The 23,080-nt window shown below is 59.0% G+C and carries 19 protein-coding genes; 7 read left to right on the forward strand and 12 right to left on the reverse strand.

The window, feature by feature from the left end; translation table 11 throughout:
• The first annotated feature begins 32 nt into the window (after positions 1 to 32).
• Entirely contained in the window at positions 33 to 1,112 is a 1,080-nt protein-coding gene (gene queG / locus AC1ME2_RS10735) for a tRNA epoxyqueuosine(34) reductase QueG (protein ID WP_480441013.1), read from the forward strand.
• A gap of 20 nt (positions 1,113 to 1,132) precedes the next feature.
• Here queG and AC1ME2_RS10740 read toward each other — a convergent pair whose 3' ends face one another.
• Together AC1ME2_RS10740 and orn are read right to left on the reverse strand one after the other, a co-directional pair.
• Positions 1,133 to 1,744: a trimeric intracellular cation channel family protein gene (locus AC1ME2_RS10740; protein WP_480441014.1), complete on the reverse strand. Its 612-nt coding sequence runs from the start codon at positions 1,742 to 1,744 to the stop codon at positions 1,133 to 1,135.
• 115 nt (positions 1,745 to 1,859) lie between these two features.
• On the reverse strand, positions 1,860 to 2,417 hold the full coding sequence (gene orn / locus AC1ME2_RS10745) for an oligoribonuclease (protein ID WP_480441016.1): 558 nt from the start codon (positions 2,415 to 2,417) through the stop codon (positions 1,860 to 1,862).
• Between the two features lie 100 nt (positions 2,418 to 2,517).
• Here orn and rsgA point away from each other — a divergent pair, with 100 nt between their 5' ends.
• Positions 2,518 to 3,549, forward strand: coding sequence for a small ribosomal subunit biogenesis GTPase RsgA (gene rsgA / locus AC1ME2_RS10750; protein ID WP_480441017.1), 1,032 nt, complete (start codon positions 2,518 to 2,520; stop codon positions 3,547 to 3,549).
• Positions 3,550 to 3,611: 62 nt separating this feature from the next.
• On the opposite strand, the gene motB is transcribed toward rsgA, so the two are convergent.
• Together motB and motA are read right to left on the reverse strand one after the other, a co-directional pair.
• A complete protein-coding gene (gene motB / locus AC1ME2_RS10755) occupies positions 3,612 to 4,661 on the reverse strand; it encodes a flagellar motor protein MotB (protein WP_480441018.1) in 1,050 nt (349 codons plus the stop codon).
• A 3-nt stretch (positions 4,662 to 4,664) separates the two neighbouring features.
• Positions 4,665 to 5,516, reverse strand: a complete 852-nt coding sequence (gene motA / locus AC1ME2_RS10760) for a flagellar motor stator protein MotA (protein WP_480441020.1) — start codon at positions 5,514 to 5,516, stop codon at positions 4,665 to 4,667.
• Between the two features lie 207 nt (positions 5,517 to 5,723).
• Between motA and AC1ME2_RS10765 the strand changes: the two genes are divergently transcribed.
• The 4 genes from AC1ME2_RS10765 (at position 5,724) to AC1ME2_RS10780 (ending at position 11,064) form a co-directional block, all read left to right on the forward strand.
• A complete protein-coding gene (locus AC1ME2_RS10765; RefSeq protein WP_480441022.1) occupies positions 5,724 to 7,259 on the forward strand; it encodes an HDOD domain-containing protein in 1,536 nt (511 codons plus the stop codon).
• A 45-nt stretch (positions 7,260 to 7,304) separates the two neighbouring features.
• Positions 7,305 to 8,120: a rhodanese-like domain-containing protein gene (locus tag AC1ME2_RS10770; protein ID WP_480441023.1), complete on the forward strand. Its 816-nt coding sequence runs from the start codon at positions 7,305 to 7,307 to the stop codon at positions 8,118 to 8,120.
• A 90-nt stretch (positions 8,121 to 8,210) separates the two neighbouring features.
• Positions 8,211 to 9,080: an archaetidylserine decarboxylase gene (asd, locus tag AC1ME2_RS10775; RefSeq protein ID WP_480442087.1), complete on the forward strand. Its 870-nt coding sequence runs from the start codon at positions 8,211 to 8,213 to the stop codon at positions 9,078 to 9,080.
• A 178-nt stretch (positions 9,081 to 9,258) separates the two neighbouring features.
• Positions 9,259 to 11,064 carry a molecular chaperone gene (locus AC1ME2_RS10780; protein WP_480441024.1) on the forward strand — a complete coding sequence of 602 codons (1,806 nt, stop codon included), beginning with the start codon at positions 9,259 to 9,261 and terminating at the stop codon, positions 11,062 to 11,064.
• 71 nt (positions 11,065 to 11,135) lie between these two features.
• Here AC1ME2_RS10780 and serB read toward each other — a convergent pair whose 3' ends face one another.
• Positions 11,136 to 12,353, reverse strand: a complete 1,218-nt coding sequence (gene serB, locus AC1ME2_RS10785) for a phosphoserine phosphatase SerB (RefSeq protein ID WP_480441025.1) — start codon at positions 12,351 to 12,353, stop codon at positions 11,136 to 11,138.
• 130 nt (positions 12,354 to 12,483) lie between these two features.
• Here serB and AC1ME2_RS10790 point away from each other — a divergent pair, with 130 nt between their 5' ends.
• Entirely contained in the window at positions 12,484 to 14,037 is a 1,554-nt protein-coding gene (locus tag AC1ME2_RS10790; RefSeq protein ID WP_480441026.1) for a histidine kinase, read from the forward strand.
• A 762-nt stretch (positions 14,038 to 14,799) separates the two neighbouring features.
• Here AC1ME2_RS10790 and AC1ME2_RS10795 read toward each other — a convergent pair.
• The 7 genes from AC1ME2_RS10795 to cpdA all read right to left on the reverse strand — a co-directional run bounded on the left by AC1ME2_RS10795 (position 14,800) and on the right by cpdA (position 23,047).
• Complete coding sequence (locus AC1ME2_RS10795; RefSeq protein ID WP_480441027.1) at positions 14,800 to 15,510, reverse strand: PqiC family protein; 711 nt, start codon at positions 15,508 to 15,510, stop codon at positions 14,800 to 14,802.
• 180 nt (positions 15,511 to 15,690) lie between these two features.
• The gene (gene parC / locus AC1ME2_RS10800) at positions 15,691 to 17,949 is read right to left on the reverse strand and encodes a DNA topoisomerase IV subunit A (protein ID WP_480441029.1); all 2,259 of its coding nucleotides are present in this window, start codon (positions 17,947 to 17,949) and stop codon (positions 15,691 to 15,693) included.
• 10 nt (positions 17,950 to 17,959) lie between these two features.
• Positions 17,960 to 18,439: a retropepsin-like aspartic protease family protein gene (locus AC1ME2_RS10805; protein ID WP_480442088.1), complete on the reverse strand. Its 480-nt coding sequence runs from the start codon at positions 18,437 to 18,439 to the stop codon at positions 17,960 to 17,962.
• A 38-nt stretch (positions 18,440 to 18,477) separates the two neighbouring features.
• Positions 18,478 to 19,455 (reverse strand): esterase-like activity of phytase family protein, encoded by a 978-nt coding sequence (locus AC1ME2_RS10810; protein ID WP_480441030.1) that lies wholly within the window; start codon positions 19,453 to 19,455, stop codon positions 18,478 to 18,480.
• Complete coding sequence (gene parE, locus AC1ME2_RS10815; protein ID WP_480441032.1) at positions 19,455 to 21,359, reverse strand: DNA topoisomerase IV subunit B; 1,905 nt, start codon at positions 21,357 to 21,359, stop codon at positions 19,455 to 19,457. The genes AC1ME2_RS10810 and parE overlap by 1 nt, the downstream gene beginning before the upstream one ends.
• A gap of 148 nt (positions 21,360 to 21,507) precedes the next feature.
• Entirely contained in the window at positions 21,508 to 22,125 is a 618-nt protein-coding gene (locus AC1ME2_RS10820; protein ID WP_480441034.1) for a YqiA/YcfP family alpha/beta fold hydrolase, read from the reverse strand.
• A 106-nt stretch (positions 22,126 to 22,231) separates the two neighbouring features.
• Positions 22,232 to 23,047 (reverse strand): 3',5'-cyclic-AMP phosphodiesterase, encoded by an 816-nt coding sequence (cpdA, locus tag AC1ME2_RS10825; protein WP_480441035.1) that lies wholly within the window; start codon positions 23,045 to 23,047, stop codon positions 22,232 to 22,234.
• Positions 23,048 to 23,080 lie beyond the last annotated feature (33 nt).

Below are 23,080 nucleotides of genomic sequence, written 5' to 3' on the forward strand. Positions count from 1 at the left end.
TATACGCACCTCAGCCCCGGTTTCCTCTTCGTATGCCCGCTATTATTGCCGATCCGCCCATTACCGCCGACTTGGCCGCCCTCGCCCAATCAATCAAAGACTGGGGACGCGAGCTGGGCTTCCAACAAGTGGGGATTACCGGCCTGGATCTGGCTGAGCATGAACAGCATCTGCAACGCTGGCTTGATGCGGGTTATCACGGCGAGATGGACTATATGGCCGCTCACGGGAGCAAACGTTCGCACCCGGAAGAGCTGGTGCCGGGGACGCTGCGCGTGGTGTCGCTGCGCATGGACTACCTGCCGGGCGACACTGAAATGGCGCAACGTCTGGCCCAGCCGGAAAAAGCCTACGTCTCGCGTTATGCACTGGGCCGCGATTATCACAAGCTCATCCGCAAACGCGTCCAGCAGTTGGCCGAGCGTATTCAGCAAGCCATCGGCCCGTTTGGTTATCGGGCGTTCGTCGACAGTGCGCCGGTACTGGAAAAAGCTATCGCCGAACACGCCGGGCTGGGCTGGATCGGCAAAAACACCCTGATACTCAATCGCAAGGCTGGCAGCTATTTTTTCCTCAGCGAATTGTTCGTCGACCTGCCTCTCCCGGTCGACCCGCCACACACCAGCGAACATTGCGGCAGTTGCACGGCCTGCCTGGACATCTGCCCTACCGCCGCGTTCGTCGGCCCTTACGTGCTGGACGCCCGACGCTGCATTTCCTACCTGACCATCGAACTCAAGACAGCGATCCCTGAAGAGCTGCGCCCGCTGATCGGCAATCGCGTGTTCGGTTGCGATGATTGCCAGATCGTTTGCCCCTGGAACCGCTTCGCCCGGCCCACCAGCCAGGGTGATTTTCAGCCACGACATAATCTGGACAACGCAGGGCTGGCCGAGTTGTTCCTGTGGGATGAAGCAACCTTTCTCAGCAACACCGAAGGCTCGCCCCTGCGCCGCGCCGGCTATGAGCGCTGGTTACGCAATCTGGCGGTGGGGCTGGGCAATGCACCGTCGACCATTCCCGTGCTCGAAGCGCTGGAGGCCCGCCGGGATTACCCGTCAGAGCTGGTGCGTGAGCATGTGGAATGGGCGTTGAGGCAACATGGGCGATGAAGACCGGGGAGGCCAGGCTTTTACGGCTCGTCGTTGTAAACGAACTTGGGCATTTCCCAACAGAAACGGATCGCCAGCAGCCGCAACAAAAAGCCACCAAACAAAGTGATCAGTATCGCCTGCTCACTGGGTAATTCCAGATATTGGCAGAACAGGTAGCACCAGGCTGCCGCAAATGACACGCAAGCATAGAGTTCGCGGCGGAAAATCAGCGGGATGTCGTTACAGAAGATGTCCCGCAAGATGCCGCCAAATACCCCGGTAATCACCCCGCAGACTGACGCCACCAGCACGCCGTGCCCTGTTTCCAGCGCGGTCATGCAGCCGATCAGCGTGAATGCCACCAACCCCACCGCATCCAGCACCAGAAACAGTGCGCGCAGATGGCGCATCAACGGCGCGATAAAAATGGTCACCAACGCCGCGACGCTGGTCAGGATCAGGTATTCCGGGTGTTTGACCCAGGTCAGAGGGTAATGACCCAGCAGCACGTCGCGGACCGATCCACCGCCCAGTGCCGTGACACAGGCGATCAGCACCACGCCAAACCAGTCCATCCCCCGCCGCCCGGCCGACAAGGCGCCAGTCATTGCCTCAGCAGTAATGGCAACTAGATAAAGCATCAGCAACATGGCGGTGTCCAGACGATAAAGCCGCGCAGTCTAACCAGTCAGACGAAGCACCAAAAGAGGGCGCAGCGATAATTATCACGAAGCCCCCCCCGTCTGACCTGTTGCTGTTTGCCCGTCACACCTTAATGAAGTGCTCACGGTAGTGACGCAATTCACCAATCGACTCGCGAATATCGTCCATTGCCAGATGGGAGCCGCCTTTCTCGAATCGCTTCAAGTTTGGCGCCCAGCGGGAGGCGAGCTCTTTAAGCGTGGAAACATCGAGGTTGCGGTAATGAAAGTAGTGCTCCAGCGTCGGCATGTGCCGATACAGGAAACGACGATCCTGGCAAATGCTGTTACCGCAGATCGGCGAACTGCGTTCTGGCACCCATTGCTGGATGAAGGCCAGGGTCTGCGCTTCGGCTTCGGCAGCACTGATACGGCTGTCGCGGACCCGCTGGGTCAAACCAGAGCCGCCGTGTTGACGGGTGTTCCACTCGTCCATACGCGCCAGGGTTTCATCACTTTGATGCACGGCAATCACCGGACCTTCAGCCAGCGTGTTTAATTCACTGTCGGTGATGATGGTCGCCATCTCGATGATGACATCGGTATCAGGGTCGAGACCGGTCATTTCCAGATCGATCCAGATCAGGTTCTGTTTGCTAAATTTTTCTTGCGTGTTCGGCATGTCGCGGCTCCTCAACGTAGGTGCGCAGTTTAGCTTACCCGGCCATGCTAGACTCCTTCGCGTTTTACCTAATCAACTACTTTATCGACTCGGAACACCCATGGCCAAACGCCAACTCAATCGTCGTCAAAACTGGCGCATCGAAAAGATTCAAGGCGAACGCGCTGCCCGTGCCGCCAAACGTGAATCGCAGACCCTTGAAACACTAGAGGGCGGTGATCTCGGCCCCGAGCAGACCGGGCTTGTGATCGCTCACTTCGGTGTGCAGGTCGAAGTCGAAGCTCAGGAAGGCGAACAAAGTGGTCAGGTGTTCCGCTGCCACCTGCGCGCCAACCTGCCGGCGCTGGTCACCGGCGACCGAGTCGTCTGGCGTGCGGGTAATCAGGGCATCGGCGTCATCGTCGCGCAACTGCCGCGTACCACAGAGCTTTGCCGCCCGGACAGTCGCGGTCAACTCAAGCCGGTTGCAGCCAACGTCGACCTGATCGTGATCGTCTTCGCGCCAATGCCGGAGCCTCATGCCAACCTGATCGACCGTTATCTGGTTGCCGCCGAACACGCGGGGATTCGTCCTCTGCTGCTGTTGAACAAGGCCGACCTGATCGACGACCAAAATGCTCCGGCGCTCAATGCGTTGCTGGCGGTGTATCGGCAATTGGGTTATCCGCTGCTGGAAGTGTCTGCGCATCAGGGCGATGGCATGCAGCAGCTGCAAACCCAGCTGGATGGGCATATCAGCGTGTTTGTCGGTCAGTCTGGTGTCGGTAAATCGTCGCTGGTCAACAGTCTGCTGCCAGAAGTCGAAGCCCGTGTCGGCCCGCTTTCCGAGCTGTCGGGGCAAGGTACCCACACCACAACGACCGCACGCCTGTTCCACTTCCCGCGTGGCGGCGATTTGATCGACTCCCCAGGGATTCGCGAATTCGGTCTGGGCCATGTCAGCCGCGCCGACGTGGAAGCCGGCTTCATCGAGTTCAACAACTTGATCGGAACCTGCCGTTTCCGCGACTGCAAACATGATCGCGAACCCGGCTGTGCGCTGCTCAAGGCCCTCGAAGAAGGCCGCGTTCAGCAACAACGGATGAACAGCTACCGCTCGATCATCGCCAGCTTGCCGGAAACCAGTTACTAAGCTTTCCAGCACACAATAAAAAGCCGCGATGATCGCGGCTTTTTATTGTGTGCTGGAAAGCCCTACTTCGTGGTCTTATCCATCTGCAGCACGCCATCCTCAAAGATATTGAGTTTGTCCCGCAGCTCATGGGGCTGCATGGGTGCTTGCGGATCGACAGGGGCCGGAGTGGTTGCGGCGCCCGGTACGCCAGTGCGGGCGGGCGATGGTGCGTCATGTGCCGGGGCAGCAGGTGCAGGCGTCCCGTCGGGCGCTGGCGGTGCGTCCTGACCACTCTCCATACGCAGCTGGGCTTTCTTAGTCAGCACAATGATGTCAATGCGACGGTTCACAGGATTCTGCGGGTTGTTGTGATCGTAAAGGGAGGACGAGGCATACCCCACAACGCGCGCCACTTGCTGGTCAGGATACCCCCCCGCGACCAACGCTCGCCGAGCCGCATTGGCACGGTTTGCCGACAGCTCCCAATTGCCGAACTCACCCGTACCCGCATAAGGAGTGGCATCGGTATGGCCGCTGATGCTGATCTTGTTCGGCACCGTTTTGATGGTGTCCGCCATGGCCAGCAAAATATCTTCGAAATACGGCTTCAAGCGGGCGCTGCCAATGTCGAACATCGGCCGGTTTGCAGCGTCCATGATCTGGATGCGCAAACCGTCCTGAGTGATCTTGAACAGGATCTGGTCCTTGAATTTCTTCAGCTGCGGATTCTCATCGACTTTGGCCTGCAGTTCTTGCAACAGCATATCCAGACGCTCTTGCTCGACTTGCTCGGCCAGAGTTCCAGCCTTATCGCTCTCAATCTTGGTGGTGTCGGGCTGCGGTTCGGACTTGACCTCCGGGTTTAAGGTCTTGTCGGGCGCCAGCGTGGGTGAGCCGCCCAGATCAATGATGTAAGGCGTACCGCTTTCAGTGAAACCCACCGGATCTTTGAAGTACCCGGCAATGGCAATCTTCTGTTGCGGAGTGGCTGAAGAAAGCAGCCACAGCACTAGAAAGAACGCCATCATTGCCGTCGCAAAGTCGGCAAAGGCAATTTTCCAGGCACCGCCGTGATGCCCGGCGGCATAGCGCTTGATGCGCTTGACGATTATCGGCTGATTATTTTCCATGACTCAGCGACCGCGAACCGCTTGCTCCAGCTCACTGAAGCTGGGGCGATGCGCCGGGTACAGAACCTTGCGACCGAACTCTACAGCCAGTGATGGCGCCATGCCTGAGGCTGACGCGACCAGCGAGGCCTTGATGGCCTCGAAAACGTTCATCTCTTCCTTGGCGTCGTGGGCCAGGGACGTGGCCAGCGGGCCAAAGAAACCGTATGCGGCGAGAATACCGAAGAAGGTACCCACCAGTGCCGCACCCACGTGCATGCCGATTGCGGCCTGATCACCGTCGCTCAGCGAAGCCATGGTAACCACGATGCCGAGTACCGCCGCGACGATACCGAAACCGGGCATGGCGTCAGCAACCCCAGTGACCGCATGGGAAGGGTGTTCCAACTCTTCCTTCATGCTTTGCAATTCCATGTCGAACAAGCCTTCAAGCTCGTGCGGCGCCATGTTGCCCGACGACATGATGCGCAGGTAATCGCAAATGTAAGCGGTCATGCGCTCATCTTTGAGTACGCCGGGGTACTTGGTGAAAATCGGGCTGGCCGAGGCGTCTTCGATGTCGCCTTCAATCGCCATCATGCCTTCGCGGCGGCTCTTGTTGAGAATCTCGTAAACCAGGCCGAGAATTTCCAGATAGAACGCGTGATTGAAGCGCGAGCTGAACATCTTCAGCGACTTTTTGATCACGAGGAGGGTCATGTAACCGGGGTTGGCCTGGAGGAACGCACCCAGTGCCGCGCCACCGATAATCATGACCTCGAAAGGCTGAATCAGTGCTGCAATCTTGCCGTGTGAAAGGACGTATCCGCCAAGCACGCTCGCGAAGACGACAATGATGCCGATAATTTTAGCCATAAATAGAGAATTCTTACTGAGTCGGGTTCGAGGTCATGAGCGGAAGTTCTTTAAACTCTTCTTCTACTTATCGGCATAAGTGGGCCAGACTATAGCCAGTTAAGGCGAAAAGCCAGTTCGGCCCGTGTAGCGGGCAGTATGGTACCAATCTGTCCTTGAACCGGCATCCGATATTATATTGCCATCATCGCCGTACAGGCCTCTTGCATGCCCCCAGAAACCTCAGCACAGCTTCCCGTTCCGCGTAGCCTCGATGCTTGGCTCAAGCAGTTGGAAGGTATTCGCTTGCCGGTGCCGATCGCCAGCCACACCCGTGTACTCGGCGCGCTGGCCGATAGCCGCCGCTCGTTACGCGACATCGCAGACCTGATGCAGGAAAGCCCGTCGCTGGTCCTCAGTGTATTGCGCGAAGCCAATCACCACAGCACCGGCTTGACGCAACCGGCAGAAAGTCTTGAGGTGGCGATCAACCGTCTGGGCTTGAAGCATACCGAAGAGTTGCTTCACCGCCTGCCTGCGCTGGAGCTGCAGGACATTCCGTTGGCCCTGCGTCAATTACAGCTGATTAGCCAACATGCGACGCAGCAGGCCAACGGACTGTTCGGCGGCCGAATGGCGCGGCTCTGGCAAGACATTCACTGGGGCAGCATGCTGTTCTTGTCGCCGCTGTGGCCAATGGCAGTCGCCCACCCCAAACTGCTCGAGGAGTGGGAGCTGCGAGTGATTCACAAGGGTGAATCGGCGCTGACCGTCGAGAAGCAACTGTTCGGCATCAGCCTGCTCACGCTGTGCCTGACGCTGGCTGAAACCTGGCGCCTGCCGATGTGGGTCGGGCAGGGTTATCAGTTGCTGATCAACGAACGTCGATTGCTGATCAGAGTGATGCATATTGCCCACGACCATCTTCATCCGCTGCGCCAACGGCAACTGCTGGACGCGGATCCAGCCCTGCAACGCTGGCTCAATCAACCCGCCAACACCATCCTGCTGGCCAACGGCATCGCGCTGTCGGCGCAACAGGCCTGGAACAGCCCGCACAGCCTGCGCTGGCAGTTGTTGACCAGCCTGTATCTGCAACAACCCCTGGGTGAATTACAACAGCTACTGCACCAACGCGCAGTACAAAGCGCCCGCAAGCATTGGGCCCCCGGACTTTGGCACCCGGCAGAAGCCTTGATCTGGCCATGGGAAACGCGGCGGATTCACCGTGGCCTGTTGCCTGCGCCGCCACCGTCCGCCGAGGCGCTGCAAGACTGGCGCAAATACTGTACCGAGCTGCTGGTCGAACCCAGTCGCTTCAACAATGCAATGCACCTGACCACCTCTGCCCGCGATGCGCTGGTGGCCTGCGGGATGCAACGCGTCATGCTGTTGATGACCGATCGCAACATGACCGCTCTGCGCGTCCATCAAATTGCCGGACTCGACAAGGAGGCCGCCAACCTGACCCTGCACATCAGCGAAAGCACAGTGTTGCAGCGCTTGATGGCTCAACCTACCCAACTGCGCCTGACACCGGCCAACAACGCGCAGTTTTCGGCGCTGTTACCCAGTCAACTCAAAGGGCTGTTTACCGGCGAACATCTGCTGCTGCGCTCGCTCAGCAGCAACGGTCGGGTGGTGATGCTGGTGTTTGCCGATCAAGGCGGCGGACCCTTCTCGGAAATCAGCGTGCAGGCCTTTGGTAAAACCGCGCAATGCATCGAGCGCGCCTTGAGCAGCTTTAGCAACCGCAAAGGCTAACGCGTAGGCTACAATTTGCCTCTTCTTTCTTATCGGGAGACCTGTATGCCGGACTTCTCTAGTTTGCCGCTGGTAATCGAACCCAGCGACCTCCTGGCCCGCCTTGACGTGCCAGAACTGATTCTTGTCGACCTGACCAGCAGCGCAAGCTATGGCACCGGACACATTCCCGGCGCGCGCTTCGTGGACCCCAAACGCACGCAAATGGGCCACCCACCTGCGCCGGGCCTTTTGCCATCGCAGGCCCAGCTTGAAACACTGTTCGGTGAACTGGGGCATAACCCCAAAGCTGTTTACGTGGTCTATGACGACGAGGGCGGTGGTTGGGCCGGGCGCTTTATATGGCTGTTGGACGTGATTGGCCACTCGAAGTATCACTATATCGATGGCGGCCTGCACGCCTGGAGAGCCGAGGCATTGCCCCTGTCGAGTGCTGTTCCGCCAGCCGTCGGTGGCCCTGTACCGTTGACCTTGCACAATGAGCCGATAGCGACCCGCGAGTACCTGCAATGCCGCTTGGGTGCCGCCGATCTAGCGATCTGGGATGCACGCGGACCGACTGAATATTCAGGCGAAAAAGTCCTCGCAGCCAAGGGCGGACACATCCCCGGCGCAGTCAATTTCGAATGGACAGCCGGCATGGACCCGTCGCGCGATCTGCGTATCCGTAAGGACATGCCACAGATCCTCGAGAATCTGGGCATTACCAAAGACAAAGAAGTAATCACCCACTGCCAGACCCATCATCGCTCCGGCTTCACCTATCTGGTGGCCAAGGCGCTGGGTTACCCGCGCGTCAAAGGCTACGCCGGCTCTTGGGGCGAATGGGGCAATCACCCCGATACACCTGTCGAAAAATAAGGCGATGCGCCACTCAGGACCACCCCTGACGACGGCTATTTTTTGCCATCCTTTATAATTGCAACTTTTTATAGATGCTTCGCTTTAGGAATTTTGATGAAACAGCGTTTGTTTATTCTCAGCCAATACCTGCTGCCACACCATTTGCTGTCTCGTCTGGCGGGCTGCATTGCCGAGTGTCAGGTGCGCTGGTTCAAGAACGCCTTCACCGCCTGGTTCGCTCGGCGTTATCAGGTCGACATGTCGCAAGCCTTGGTGGAAGACCTGACCGCTTATGAACATTTCAACGCCTTCTTCACTCGCGCCCTGAAACCTGGCGCACGGCCGCTGGATGAAACACCAGGCGCCATTCTCAGCCCTGCCGACGGCGCTGTCAGCCAATTGGGCCCTATCGATCACGGGCGGATTTTTCAGGCCAAGGGGCACAGTTTCAGCGTGCTCGAACTGCTGGGTGGCGATGCCAACCTGTCCGCGCCGTTCATGGGCGGTGAGTTCGCAACTATCTACCTGTCACCAAAAGACTATCACCGGGTCCACATGCCGCTGGCCGGGACCCTTCGTGAAATGGTCTACGTGCCTGGGCGCATTTTCTCGGTCAACCAGACCACAGCCGAAAACGTTCCGGAACTGTTCGCCCGTAATGAACGCGTGGTTTGCGTGTTCGATACCGAGCGCGGCCCAATGGCAGTGGTGTTGGTGGGCGCGATGATCGTCGCCTCGATTGAAACGGTCTGGGCCGGCCTGGTCACACCGCCTAAACGCGAACTGAAAACCGTGCGCTACGACGAAGCCGCCCGTGCGCCGATCCACCTGGAAAAAGGCGCTGAACTTGGGCGCTTCAAGCTGGGCTCCACCGCCATCGTGCTGTTCGGGCAAAATCAGGTGAAGTGGGCCGAACAACTTGCAGCAGGCGCCCCCGTGCAGATGGGTCAGGCGCTGGGGCTGGCCGCACAGGTGTGACCTCAAGTCACTCGCGTCAACACGCTCCATCCGGTAGGCTGGCAGTTGAGTGCTGCCAGCCACCGGCAGCATTCAATCACCGAAAGCGGCCACTCCAAGCCTACACTGCTAAAGTCGGGGTCGGCTATGTTCGGATGAGCAGCCGCTCGAGCCACCGCTGTTGGAGTTTGTTGGGCAAATGAGTAACTCAAGTCTGGAGCTGTTGCTGCGTGTACCCACGCCTATACAATCGAGCCTGTCGTTCTGCGAGGCCACTCCACGAGACCTGAAACGCTGGATAGCCACCCTGCCCAAAGCCAACCTCGGTGAAACCGCCCGCCTGCTCTATCAAGGCATGGGCGAGCTCAACCAGTTATTCACCTCCAGCGACAATCGCCTGCAACTGCTCGAACTGCTGCGCCCTGAAGTGTATTACGTCTGCAAGAACCTTGAGCGGCACTTCCTCAGCCAGGCGATTGTGCTCGACGAACGCCCACGCAAAGTCGCAAACCTCTGCCAGGCCCTGCAAAATCATTTGGCAGTGGGCTACAAGCAGATCATTGCGCGCATCTCGCCCAAGCTGACCAAGGATCGAGTACCGCTGCTGACCACCGCCTTGCAGCGTGCCTTGCACTGCCTCAATGGCCCATTGATTCGTGCCAGTCAGCTGTATTGCCCGGTACCGGAAGGCCTGTGGCTGGAAATGCATCAGATTTATCTGATTGCCCGTCAGCACCAGTTGAATACCATCGCGGTGCCCGACAACCTGGCGAGCCATACCCACACCTTGAGCATCGAGCAAACGTATGTGGTGGCGTTGTTGTTGGGCTGCTCGCGTTGCAACCAGATGCGCCAGCTCAATATCGGTCGGCTGGCCGAAGTCCTCGAATCCTGGAGTGTACTGGTCAAGCTGCAATCACCCGCAGAGGACTCCAGCCTGTTCGCGGTAGCGCAGACCGTCGATGCTCCGCCGCGTTACAAGTCGCTGTTCCCTGATGAGCAGCTACCGGTTCTGCTGGGCATCAATCCGTTGCCGCTGGCAGCAGCCATCAAGGGTTACCTGGATTTGCCTGCGGAAAAACGTGGGCAATCACCACTGCTGGTGCCGCAAGGTTTCAGCCTGGACCTGCTGCAACATCTGGCAGCCGCCTGGGGCGACGTCTCCGAACGGATATTTCAGCGTACGGTCGGCCAAGGCACCCTGACCCTGTGCCTTGGTATGAGCGCCCTGCACTATTACCTGGGCGGACAGAAGTCATTCAGCGAGATGCTCAAACTGCCCGCCGTCAGCATGGCGGCAGAGTTCACTACGCAGTTCTCCAAAATCGCCTCCACTGATGCGTGGGCCAATACCTTCGACACCCCGCGTGACGGTACTACCTCGGACACCATGCTGCCGTACGAGGAGATCCAGTATCATCAGGCCGAAGCGGATGGTGGCGACCCGGCGTCCAACGCCCAGGAGACGTTTCCCACCCATGCACTGAGCGTCATTAACCACAGCCCGGGTGGCTACTGCCTAGCTTGGCCTAAAGAGGTGCCTCCCCAGCTACAGGCAGGGGAAATGGTCGGTATTCAAGACGGTGCAGGCCAGGGCTGGAGCATCGCGGTCGTGCGCTGGATTCGCCAGGTGCGCGGCGGCGGCACGCAAATGGGTATCGAACTGGTTGCACCCTATGCTCAGCCGTGCGGCCTGCAACTGGTGCGCACTGGCGAGCAAAACAGCCAGTACCTGAGGGCGCTGCTGCTACCTGAAGTAAGCGCAATCGACCAGCCGGCGACAGTATTGGCACCGCGCCTGCCCTTTCAGGAAGGCAACGGAGTGAAGATCAACACCAACGGTGAAGAGCGTAGTGCCAGCCTGGGCAAGCGTCGCACCGGCACGGGCAGCTTCAATCAGTTCGAATACCAGGTGATTGAAACACCACGCAAACAAGGCCCTGCCGGTAGCCCCGAAAATACGACGCACGAAGAAGAATTCGATTCGTTATGGACGTCGTTGTAGCCAGCGCTGCACCTGGCAGACCGCGTCACTCCCACAGATAGCCAGGTGGCTATCTGTGGGAGCAAAAAAACCTACAATCCCCGCCCATCCCGATCACGAAAACCGAGCAGGTAAAGAATCCCGTCCAGCCCCAGCGTCGAGATCGCCTGTTTAGCCGACTGTTTGACCAGCGGCTTGGCGCGAAAAGCGACGCCAAGACCGGCAATCGCCAACATTGGCAGGTCGTTGGCCCCATCACCGACGGCAATCGTCTGCTCAAGGCTCAGGCCTTCTTTGTGCGCCAGCTCACGCAGCAGGTCGGCTTTGCGTGCAGCATCGACAATCGGCTCGATGGCCACGCCAGTCACCTTGCCGTCGACCACTTCCAGCTCATTGGCGAAAACGTAGTCGATCCCCAGCTTGGCCTGCAGCTGCTTAGCAAAGTAGGTGAAGCCGCCGGACAGAATCGCGGTTTTGTAGCCCAAGCGCTTGAGTTCGGCAAACAGGGTTTCGGCGCCCTCTGTCAGGCGCAGCGAAGCGCCTATTTCATCCAGCACACTCACATCCAGGCCCTTGAGCAGCGCCAGACGCTCTTTGAAACTGGCACGAAAATCCAGCTCGCCACGCATGGCCCGCTCAGTAATTTCCGACACCCGCTCGCCAACGCCGGCAGCCTTGGCCAACTCGTCGATGACTTCGGCCTCGATCAGCGTCGAGTCCATATCGAACACCGCCAGACGCCGGTTACGCCGGAACAGCGAATCCTGCTGGAACGCAATATCGACGTTGAGCTCTTGCGCCACGCTGAGAAACTCGGCTTGCATCGCCTTGGGATCGGCCGGTTCGCCGCGAACGGAAAACTCGATGCAGCCCTTGCCTTTATCAGCCGGAGTATCGAGCGGCATGCGCCCGGACAAACGATCGATCTGATCGATGTTCAGGCCATATTTGGCGGTAATGGAGCTGACACGCCGCAATTGCTCGGCCGTGACCTTACGGGTGAGTAGCGTCACGATATGCCGCGCTTTGCCCTGCCCGTTGACCCAATGCTCATAGTCCTCTTCGGAAACGGGCGTGAAGCGCACCTGCTGATCGAGCTTGTAAGCGGTGAACAAAATATCTTTAAGCACCGAGGAACCTTGTTCGGTCCCCGGAATTTCGACCAGGATGCCAAACGACAAGGTGTCGTGAATCACCGCCTGACCAATATCGAGAATATTCACCCCACCCTGGGCAAGCACCCCGGTAATGGCCGCAGTGAGACCCGGACGGTCTTCACCAGTGATGTTAATCAGGACGATTTCGCGCAAGGCGCACCCCCGCAGTGGAAAAAAACCGCATTCTAACCACTTTCAGTGACCACCGGGCACAGCGAGCGCTTTGCCGCTCCGGGGTCGGTCGCTATACTGCCCGGCAACTTCACCAAAAGAACAGTGCTCAGTGAACCGGCCCACGCCAGTTAAACCCGATAATTTTTTCCTGCTGATCTTTCGGGCATTGCGCCATAGGCGTGTACCGCTTGCTTTGCGTATAGCCAGCCATAACGTGATTCTGGTCGCCTTGGCGCTGGTGATTTATGCCTGCGTGATGGGCCTGCAGTTCAAGCAGGCCATGCACGAACAGGCTGACGCCCTTGGCCAGGCCCTAACCACGCAAACCGCCACGTCCGCCACCGAACTGCTGGTGTCCAACGACATCCTCAGCCTCAACGTGCTGCTGGGAAATCTGGTCAAAAACCCGCTGGTGGCCCACGCCGCCATCTATAGCGTGGACAACCGTATCCTTGCAGAAGCCGGTCAGCGCCCGAAAAATGGCCTGTTGGGCGAAGCTGAAGGTTTGTACGAGATCAAGATTACCTTCCAGGACGTGATCGCCGGGCATTTGCGCATCAGCCTTGATATGGCGCAGTTCCAGCAGCCAATGACCATCAGCTTGCAAAGCATGGGCATCCTCAGCGGGATTCTATTGGCACTGGCACTGGCACTGAGCTTGCGCCTGGGTCGCTATATCTCGACACCCCTGCTGCAATTGCGCGTGTGGCTGCGCGACATCGACGAACACACACCAGCCACCGAGCGCCAGGATGAAATCGGTGACCTGGCCCGTCAGTTGCACGCCTCGTTCGCGCCGGAACCGCCTGAACCTCAGCCGATGCCAGAGTCCGAATACGACGAGCTCGGCGACGACGATCCGTACCTTGAAGCAGAAGAAGACGCCGGACCTGGGTTTTCGGCGAATGACCCGCACGAACCCGGCTTCGACGAAGCGCCTAAACCTCGCCTACCGGCACAAGCGCCCAAGCGTATCGTCGCTGAAGAAGATGAGGAGGAGGACGAAGAAGACCCGTTCGCCGATCTGCGCGATCACTCCACCCCGGCGCCAGCAGTCAAGCCAGCCCCGATAGCCCCGAACCGGCCACAGCGCAGCGCGGTCCTGGCCGTACAACTGGGCGCTCAGGATCAGCTACGTCGCCTGCCCCGTGCTCGCCTGGCTGACCTGCTGCAACGCTACCGCGATTGCCTTGATCAGGCCGCTTCGCTGTACGAGGGCGAACTGCACACCCTGAACGACGGCAGCACCCTGATGCTGTTCCACAGCCAGGAAAGCGGTGACGACTACCTGACCAATGCCATCTGCTGCGGCGAACTGCTGCGTGCGCTGAGCCATGCCTTGCAAATCGAAGTCGCAGACAGTGGTATCACCCTGCAATTGCAGTTGGGCCTGATCTTGGGTGATGGGTTGTTCGGACTAAGCCAGATCGACCTGTTGCTGACTGAAACCGCGCAAGACGCATTGGCGCTGTCGCAACACAGCCGGAACCTGCTGCTGGTCGAGCGCAGGATCAGTGACGATGTCCTGATTCGCCAACGCGCCCGTATCCGTCCTATCGCTAGCCCGGAAGGCGCGTGCTGCGTCGAACGACTGATGGAGCCCTACCCGTCCATGCTCGAACGCCAACTGGCGCGGATGCACGAGAGCCGGGGCAAGGTTTAACCGATACCGCCATCGCGGGCCCGCCCGCGATCGCTTCGGAGTCGCGCTCGACCGCAGCAGTCGCAAAATCAGGCGGCCCGGGTCTTTCAGTAAAACCGTGCTCGGGCATCCTACGACCGCTTCGCGCTCGATCGCGGCGGGACGCGAAGTTGCAAGCAAGCTCCTCCTATAAAACTGTTTTTTAATCTTTTAAAAACAATGAGTTGTCGCTGGATCTTAGGTGTATATCCGGCATTTTGGTGTGCTGGAATTACGGTTTCGCTCTTACAGCGAGGAACCTTTTTCAGACGTCGGGACGCCGAACCGCAAAAAGGTACCCCAAAACGCTTGCCCCTCCATGCGGATCCTCGCTTAGGCTCGGACTTCCCTCGCTCCGGCGTTGCTCCGGGGGCCGCCGCAAGGGGCCGTCCATGGCCCCGTGCGGCTAACTCGGCGTCCTGCCTCGTTACCCCCTGCGCAACGCCTGCGCTCGGCCTTCTGGAAAAGGGGCCTTGCCGTAATTCGGCAGTCAATTCACTCCAAATCCCAAAGGCAGATCAAAATCTCTGTAGGAGCGAATTCATTCGCGAAGGCGGCTTATCTGACACGCCATCAATCACGACACACAAATCGCAACCCAGTTTGCTGCGCGACAGCGCGACAGCGCGGCGCCGGAGACGGGGTGGGCCCTCCTACAAGGCCTACTGAACACCAACAAAAAGCCCACATCGCTGTGGGCTTTTTGTTGGGCGGTATTCCGTCCTGAATAAGGCGGGTACTTCCTCAGAAGCGGAACACTTCCATATCGGTACGAATCGGCGAAGCCATGGGCATCCTCGGTTTGTCCTGATCCTGATCCTTGGGGGGGCGGACCTGGGCCGAGACTGGCTTTTTAGGGGCATCCACAGGCTGGTTGGCCAGCGGTTTGAGCGCAACGCTCAGCTGATCGGCCAGACGTTGCAACAATATGCCTTGCGCCTTCACCTGTGCGGCAGAGGTCCCGACGTGAGGCTCTTCCAGGTGTACCAGCCGGCTATCGCGAACCTGCCCCTTACGATCCAGCAAGCGCCATTGCGCATCGAGAATCGCCGGTTGGCCTACGCCCGAATCAAGCCGGGTGATGGACAACAGGACCTGCACATCCGGTGTAAAACCCGCAGCCGCCGGAGCCAGCACAACACGCTGACTGTCCAGCTTCCAGGCCAGTTGACGCAACAGCAATTGGTCAATGTCCGAAGACAGACTGCCGGCCCAACGACCCTCGGTCGATGCGGTCAGACTGCCATCTGGCTGGCGTTGCAACAGGGTTTCACGTTGCAGATAATCAGCCACTGAAACCGGCCCCAACAATACGGCCATTCCTGCACTTTGTTTAGGTTGACCCGGCTCACCGGCGTCAAGCTGATACAACGAAGTCGGTTGTTGCACACTGCAACCGGCAAGCCCAATTACGCCGGTCATTAACAAAACAAAAGGAAGGCGTAAAAAATTCATCATCCCATCCAGGTAGTCGCCACAAGGCGCACCACAGCGTCAATACTCACACAAGACATGAAGGCACTCAGCCACGCTGGTGACTCAAGACGTCATATCATCCGTGAATATTGGCTATGACTCCAGCGATTATGCGTCGATCGTCATGGCAAAACGAAGACCGAACGCTCTAATCCGCCTTTAGAGGCTATTTTCAACCAACAATGCATCCACTCGCTGGAAACCCCGCGGGAGCTTATTGCCACGTCGACCCCGTTCACCCTTGTAATGTTCAAGGTCATCGGCTTTCAGTGACAGGGTGCGCTTGCCGGCCTGCAGCACCAATGTCGCGCCGTCCGGGAACACCGCCAGGTCGGTCACGTACTCTTCGCGACTGGCCACACGCTCACCCGGAATGCCGATGATTTTATTGCCCTTGCCTTTGCCTAGCTGCGGCAAATCACTGACTTTGAAAATCAACAAGCGCCCTTCAGTGGTCACGGCGGCAAGCCAGTTCTGCTCACGATCCGCCACTGGCCGCGGCAGAATCACCTTGGCACCATTGGGCAGGCTCAAGAGCGCCTTGCCAGCCTTGTTCTTCACTTGCAGGTCTTCACCCTTGACCACGAAGCCGTAGCCCGCGTCGGAAGCGATGACATACAGCGCGTCGTCGTCCGGCAACAGCACACATTCAAAGCTCGCCCCCGGTGGCGGCGTGAGACGACCGCTCAAGGGTTCGCCCTGGCCTCGGGCGGACGGCAAGGTGTGCGCTGGCAGCGAGTAGCTGCGCCCCGTGGAGTCGATGAACACTGCAAACTGGTTGGAACGCCCCGCAGCCGAGGTCTTGAAGCCATCTCCGGCTTTGTAGGAAAGCCCAGCGGCATCGATATCGTGCCCCTTGGCACAGCGTACCCAGCCTTTATCCGAGAGCACGACCGTGACCTGTTCGGTCGGCATCAGCTCGTTTTCCGACAACGCTTTGGCTTCAGTGCGGGAAACGATAGGCGAGCGACGGTTGTCGCCGTACGTTTCAGCGTCCGCGATCAGTTCGGTGCGCACCAGCTTGCGCAGCTTGGTTTCACTGCCCAGCAACGATTGCAGACGCGTCTGTTCTTTGCGCAACTCATCCTGCTCGGCCCGCAGCTTCATTTCTTCGAGGCGAGCCAACTGACGCAAACGCGTGTCAAGGATGTAGTCGGCCTGAATTTCCGACAGCGCGAAACGCTCGATCAACTCCGCTTTCGGGTGTTCAGCGGTGCGGATGATATGGATGACTTCATCCAGGTTCAGGTAAGCCGTGAGCAAACCATCCAACAGGTGCAAGCGACGCTCGACCTTGTCCAGACGGAATTGCAAGCGTCGGCGCACGGTGCCGATACGGAATACCAGCCACTCGCTGAGCAGTGCCTTGAGGTTCTTGAGTTGCGGCTTGCCATCTAGGCCGATGATGTTGATGTTCACCCGGTAGCTGGATTCCAGCTCGGTGGTGGCGAACAAATGCTGCATCAGCTCGTCGAGTTCGACCCGATTGGAGCGCGGGATGATCACAATGCGGCAAGGATGCTCATGGTCCGACTCGTCACGCAGGTCAGCAACCATCGGCAACTTCTTGGCCTGCATCTGCGCAGCGATCTGTTCCAGCACCTTGGCGCCGGACACCTGATGCGGCAACGCGGTGACGACAATATCGCCGTCTTCGATGCGATACACCGCTCGCATACGCACCGAGCCTTTGCCTGTTTCGTACATTTTCAGCAGGTCGGCACGCGGGGTAATGATTTCCGCTTCGGTCGGATAATCCGGGCCCTTGATGTGCTCGCACAGCTCTTCGATCGTGGCCTTGGGCTCATCGAGCAAATGCACGCAGGCAGAGGCGACTTCACGCAGGTTGTGCGGTGGTACGTCCGTGGCCATACCGACAGCAATGCCGGTGGTGCCGTTTAGCAGGATATTGGGCAGGCGCGCCGGCAACACGGCCGGCTCATCGAGGGTGCCGTCGAAGTTCGGTACCCAATCCGCCGTGCCTTGGCCCAGCTCGCTAAGCAGTACTTCGGAATAGCGCGACAGCCGCGCTTCGGTGTAACGCATGGCCGCGAAGGACTTCGGATCATCCGGCGCACCCCAGTTGCCTTGGCCGTCGACCAATGTGTAGCGATAGCTGAAAGGCTGCGCCATCAGCACCATGGCTTCGTAGCAGGCCGAGTCGCCATGGGGGTGGAATTTACCGAGTACGTCACCGACCGTACGTGCCGACTTCTTGTGTTTGGAGTCGGCATCAAGCCCCAACTCACTCATGGCGTAGATAATTCGCCGCTGCACAGGCTTCAGGCCGTCGCCGATATGCGGCAGGGCACGGTCCATGATCACGTACATCGAGTAGTTGAGGTAGGCCTGTTCTGTGAAGTCAGCCAGTGATCGGCGTTCTACGCCATCTAAGCTGTCTGCAAGGGAATCGCTCATGCAAGCCTCATCATTTCGTGGTCTGGCGCAGCAGCATGGTGCCGCCGCGCTGGGTAAATTCGAGTTGTTTCATTGCGCTCATGCCCAGCAGTATCTGTTCGCCTTCCAGACCGGGCGTCACCAGGGCGCGCACGTCATGCAGGACGATATCACCCACTTGCAGACGGTCGATTGTGGTGCGAAACGCCTGGCTTCGGCCATTGGCAGTGTTGGTCGTCACAGGCATACCGCGCTTGAGGTGCAACGTGTCCGCCACTTCGGCTGGGATCGCTACGTCCGTAGAGCCGGTATCCAGCAAAAACTGCACGAGATGACCGTTGATCTGAGCGTTACCGACAAAATGACCTTGGTCATTGCTCAGCAGTAAAACCTGGATATAACCGTCGCCATGTTGCGACGTCACCACCGTATTGGGGTTTTCCTGACGCTGCTCCCATTGCCCAAAAAAGCGTGTGGCCAGAAATAGCGCAGCACCCCACGCCAGAATCATCAGCACGCGACCCGCACGTTTGCCGGGGAGCTGCTGACTCACGGCTTGGCGCTCCAGCCGCCCTCGGGTGCCGCGAAACGCCAGACTATCGGACGTTTCTCGCCGTCGGCCCGGGCACCAAAGTTATTGTCGACACCGATCCAGGCGCCTTCCGCGTCGATGACCAGCGCCTCGGCCAGCCCATAAGGCTGCGAATAGCGTCGCGACGGCACCAATGCATCATCGGCAAACGACCAGCAACGCTCGACCTTCCCGGTGTTCAGATCGCGACGGCAGACCCGGTATGCGGCACGCTCCAGGGTAAACAGCTTGCCGTTGAACAAAGAAATATCGGAAAAATCTTTCGGCGCCTGGCGACTGCCCATTTGCGCCGGCATGGTTTGCTTGCCCGCCTCACTGAGGATCACGCAGCCCCCTTTGCAGCTCCAGGCAGCCTGCTCACGATGGACCACCAGCAACCCGCGCTTCTCCCGCTCGGCCGCCAGCCACAGCCGATCGCCGGCCGGACTGATGGCGATGCCCTCGAAGATCGCATTGAAGTGCTGGAGCATTCCCTCCGCACGCGCTTGGCGAACCAGACTCGGTGGCAGCTTCAGCCAACTCGGCGCGCCGGAAACCGGCACTTGCAGCACCGCCGCGTACCCCTCGCTGACCAGGTAACGATTCCCCGCGGCGTCGCACGTCACGCCCTCGAAATCCAGGGCGCCCCCACGAACCAGCGACGACGCCCTGACCATCGAACGCACGCTCAACGCCAGACCACTGTCCGGCACGGGCGGCACGTCGATGGTATTCGCCTCAGCCTTCCACACCGCCGATGAGGTATCGAGTCGGTAGAGCAAGGCATCATCGCGGTCCGACACCGTCCACAGCTCGCCATTGCACGACGCCAGTCCCGAAAGATTGCCGCCCACCATGCCATCGACCGCATGTTCGGACAGCATTTTCAGTTCAGCCAGCGGCGCTGCGAATACCGGTGAAACGATCAGCCATAACGCAACGAACCAGCCTCTCATCAAGTGAGAACCTCGGCCAGATTGCCTTTTGATTCGAGCCAGGTCTTGCGGTCGCCCGCGCGTTTTTTTGCCAGCAGCATGTCCATCATTTCCGAGGTCGCCGCGTAATCGTCCAGCGTGAGCTGGACCAGGCGCCGGGTGTTCGGGTCCATGGTGGTTTCGCGAAGCTGGGGCGGGTTCATCTCACCCAGGCCTTTGAATCGGGTGACCTGCGGCTTGCCGCGTTTCTTTTCCGCGACCAGACGATCGAGAATCCCATCGCGCTCAGATTCATCCAGTGCGTAATAGATCTCTTTACCCAGGTCGATCCGGTACAACGGCGGCATGGCCACGTAAACGTGACCTGCGTCCACCAGCGGGCGGAAATGCTGAACGAACAACGCACAGAGCAAGGTTGCGATGTGCAGGCCGTCGGAGTCGGCGTCGGCGAGAATACAAATCTTGCCGTAACGCAGCTGGCTGATGTCCGCAGCACCTGGGTCAACGCCTATAGCCACGGCGATGTTGTGCACTTCCTGGCTGGCGAGCACTTCGCCACCATCGACTTCCCAGGTGTTAAGAATCTTGCCGCGCAACGGCAGGATCGCTTGAAACTCTTTGTCTCGTGCCTGCTTGGCAGAACCGCCAGCGGAGTCACCTTCGACCAGAAACAGCTCGGAGCGCATTGGGTCTTGCCCCGCGCAATCGGCCAGCTTACCCGGCAGCGCAGGGCCTTGAGTGATGCGTTTACGCTCGACCTTCTTGCTCGCCTTCAGACGACGGCCAGCGTTGTTGATTGCCAGCTCGGCCAGCTGCATGCCGAGTTCGGAGTGCGTGTTGAGCCACAGGCTGAACGCGTCCTTGACCACGCCAGAGACGAACGCCGCCGCTTCACGGGATGACAGCCGCTCTTTGGTCTGGCCGGAGAATTGCGGTTCCTGCATTTTCATCGACAGGACAAACGCAATTTTCTCCCAGACGTCTTCGGGTGCCAGCTTGACGCCACGCGGTAGCAGGTTGCGGAACTCGCAAAACTCGCGCATTGCGTCGAGCAGGCCCTGACGCAGGCCGTTGACGTGGGTACCGCCCTGCTGGGTAGGAATCAGGTTGACGTAGCTTTCCTGAACGCTGTCGCCACCCTCGGGCAACCAGAGCAACGCCCAATCGATGGCTTCTTTATTACCGGCGAAACTGCCGCAAAACGGCTCATCCGGCAGGCGCAAAAACTCGCTGACCGAATCTTGCAGGTAAGAACGCAAGCCATCTTCGAAATGCCACTCGATTTTCTCGCCCGTGGCTTTGTCTTCGAAGCTGACCAGCAGCCCCGGGCACAACACCGCCTTGGCTTTGAGCACGTGCTTGAGGCGACTGACAGAGAATTTAGGTGTATCGAAATATTTAGGGTCCGGGGCGAAGTACACGCTGGTCCCGGTATTACGCTTGCCAACCGTGCCGATTACCGCCAGCTCGCTGGCTTTGTAGCCGTCGGCGAAGGTCATTTCGTATTCGTTGCCGTCGCGCTTGACCCGAACCCGAACATGGTTCGAGAGCGCATTCACCACGGAAATCCCCACGCCGTGGAGGCCGCCGGAGAACTGGTAGTTCTTGTTCGAGAACTTGCCGCCCGCGTGCAGCTTGGTCAGGATCAGCTCGACGCCAGACACACCTTCTTCCGGGTGCATGTCGACCGGCATGCCGCGACCGTCGTCGGACACCTCCAGCGAGTTGTCGGCGTGAAGGATGACCTGCACCGATTTCGCATGCCCGGCGAGGGCTTCGTCGACGCTGTTGTCGATGACTTCCTGGGCGAGGTGGTTCGGCCGCGTGGTGTCGGTGTACATGCCCGGGCGTTTGCGTACCGGGTCGAGGCCCGAGAGGACTTCGATGGCGTCTGCGTTATAAGAGCTAGCGCTGGGATTGGCCATGGGGTCTCGTCGTCAGTCGTTCATGAAATTTCGGAATATCGGTCAATATCTGTAGGAGCTGGCTTGCCCGCGATCGACCGCGTAGCAGTCGCAGATAACAGCGAAGGTCGTTCCGACCTTATCGCGGGCAAGCCCGCTCCTACAGGTGTTACAGCACAGACAAATCAATCGCCTGGAGCAGCTCTGGGGCGAATCCTGCAAAACTCAGCAACGCCGGCAACTGCTCGGTGAAGCCCTGAAAACTATGATCACCGCCGGGCTGAATGCGCAAGGCGCACGCTCGGTAATAGGACTGGGCACTGCGGTAGTCCAGGGTTTCATCACCGGTCTGCAACCATACCTGGAAGCGCAGCGGATCCTGCGGGGCGGGCACTTCCAGTTCGGCCAGGGCCTGCACATGGTCGTGGGTCAATTCCCAGCTTTCGCCGCTGTAAAAATTCTGTTGAGTACCCAGATACCCGTCAAACAGCCGATGCGGCATGACCGCCGGGTTGATCAGCACAGCCTTGAGGCCATGGCGCTCAGCCAAGTGAGTGGCATAGTAGCCGCCGAGGGAGCTGCCGACCAGCAGCGGCCGACCCAGTTCGGCGATCGATGCTTCCAGCTGAGCGATCGCCTGACGCGGGTGATGATGCAGCGCCGGCACCCGTAAATGCTCATCGAGGCCGAGCGTTTGCATCAAGGTCGACAACTGGCTGGCCTTTTTCGAGAGCGGCGAGCTGTTCAAACCGTGGATGTACAGCAGTGTGGATTGTTCGCCGATCACATTCCCTCCTGAAACGTTTGAACGCAAGCAAAGACGCGCAGTTTACAGCGACTGCCGCCCGATGACTTGCCTTCAGACGTTTCCCACTCAAATCAGGACGGATCGTTCAATACCCTTGACCACTGTAATCCACGTCAAAGTCCAGCCCCTCTACCCGGGAGACACCGGTTTCAAGGCCGCCGTCTGCGTGCAGACGCAGCCAGCGGTAGCCTGGCGCGGCACTGTCGACCTTGAACTCGACACTGCCCGGCGCGAACTGAATGCAGGTGGACGGCGATGCCAGCAAACGCACTCCATTGCGCAGTTCATCGTATTCCTGATGGACATGGCCCCAGAGCACTGCGCGCACCTGCGGGAATCGATCGAGTACGGCAAACAACGCATCAGGATTACGCAGGCCGATGGGGTCCATCCAGGCACAACCGATGGCCACCGGATTGTGGTGCAGGCACACCAGATGATGGCATTCGGGTGCTTCGCTCAGAGACTGCGCCAATAGCTGCAATTGCTGATCCTGCAAGTAACCCGGCACCGAACCGGGCACCGACGAGTCCAGCAGAGTGATACGCCAATGGCCGAGGTCGACGATCGGCGCGAGAAAATCGCTCTGCCGCGCAGCCTCGGTCATCGCAGGCACCTCATCGTGATTCCCGGGAAACCAACGCGCCGGTGCCGGAATCTGCCCACTGGCCTGACGAAACGCCTGATAAGACTCAAGGCTGCCATCCTGGGATAAATCACCGCTGGCGATCAGCAGGTCGATGCGAGGTTGTTCGGCCAAAACCCGCTCAATCACCTTATTCAGGCTTTCAAGGGTGCGCATGCCCAGCAGTTTTCGGTCTGCATTGGCAAACAAATGGCTGTCGGACAGTTGGACCAGCATGACCGAAGAATCGGTGGTGTGAGTAAGGGCGCTCGGCAAGGCCATCTCCTTGAGCGATGTGGACACAATTAT

Source organism: Pseudomonas sp. ASL9 (genome assembly GCF_056680335.1).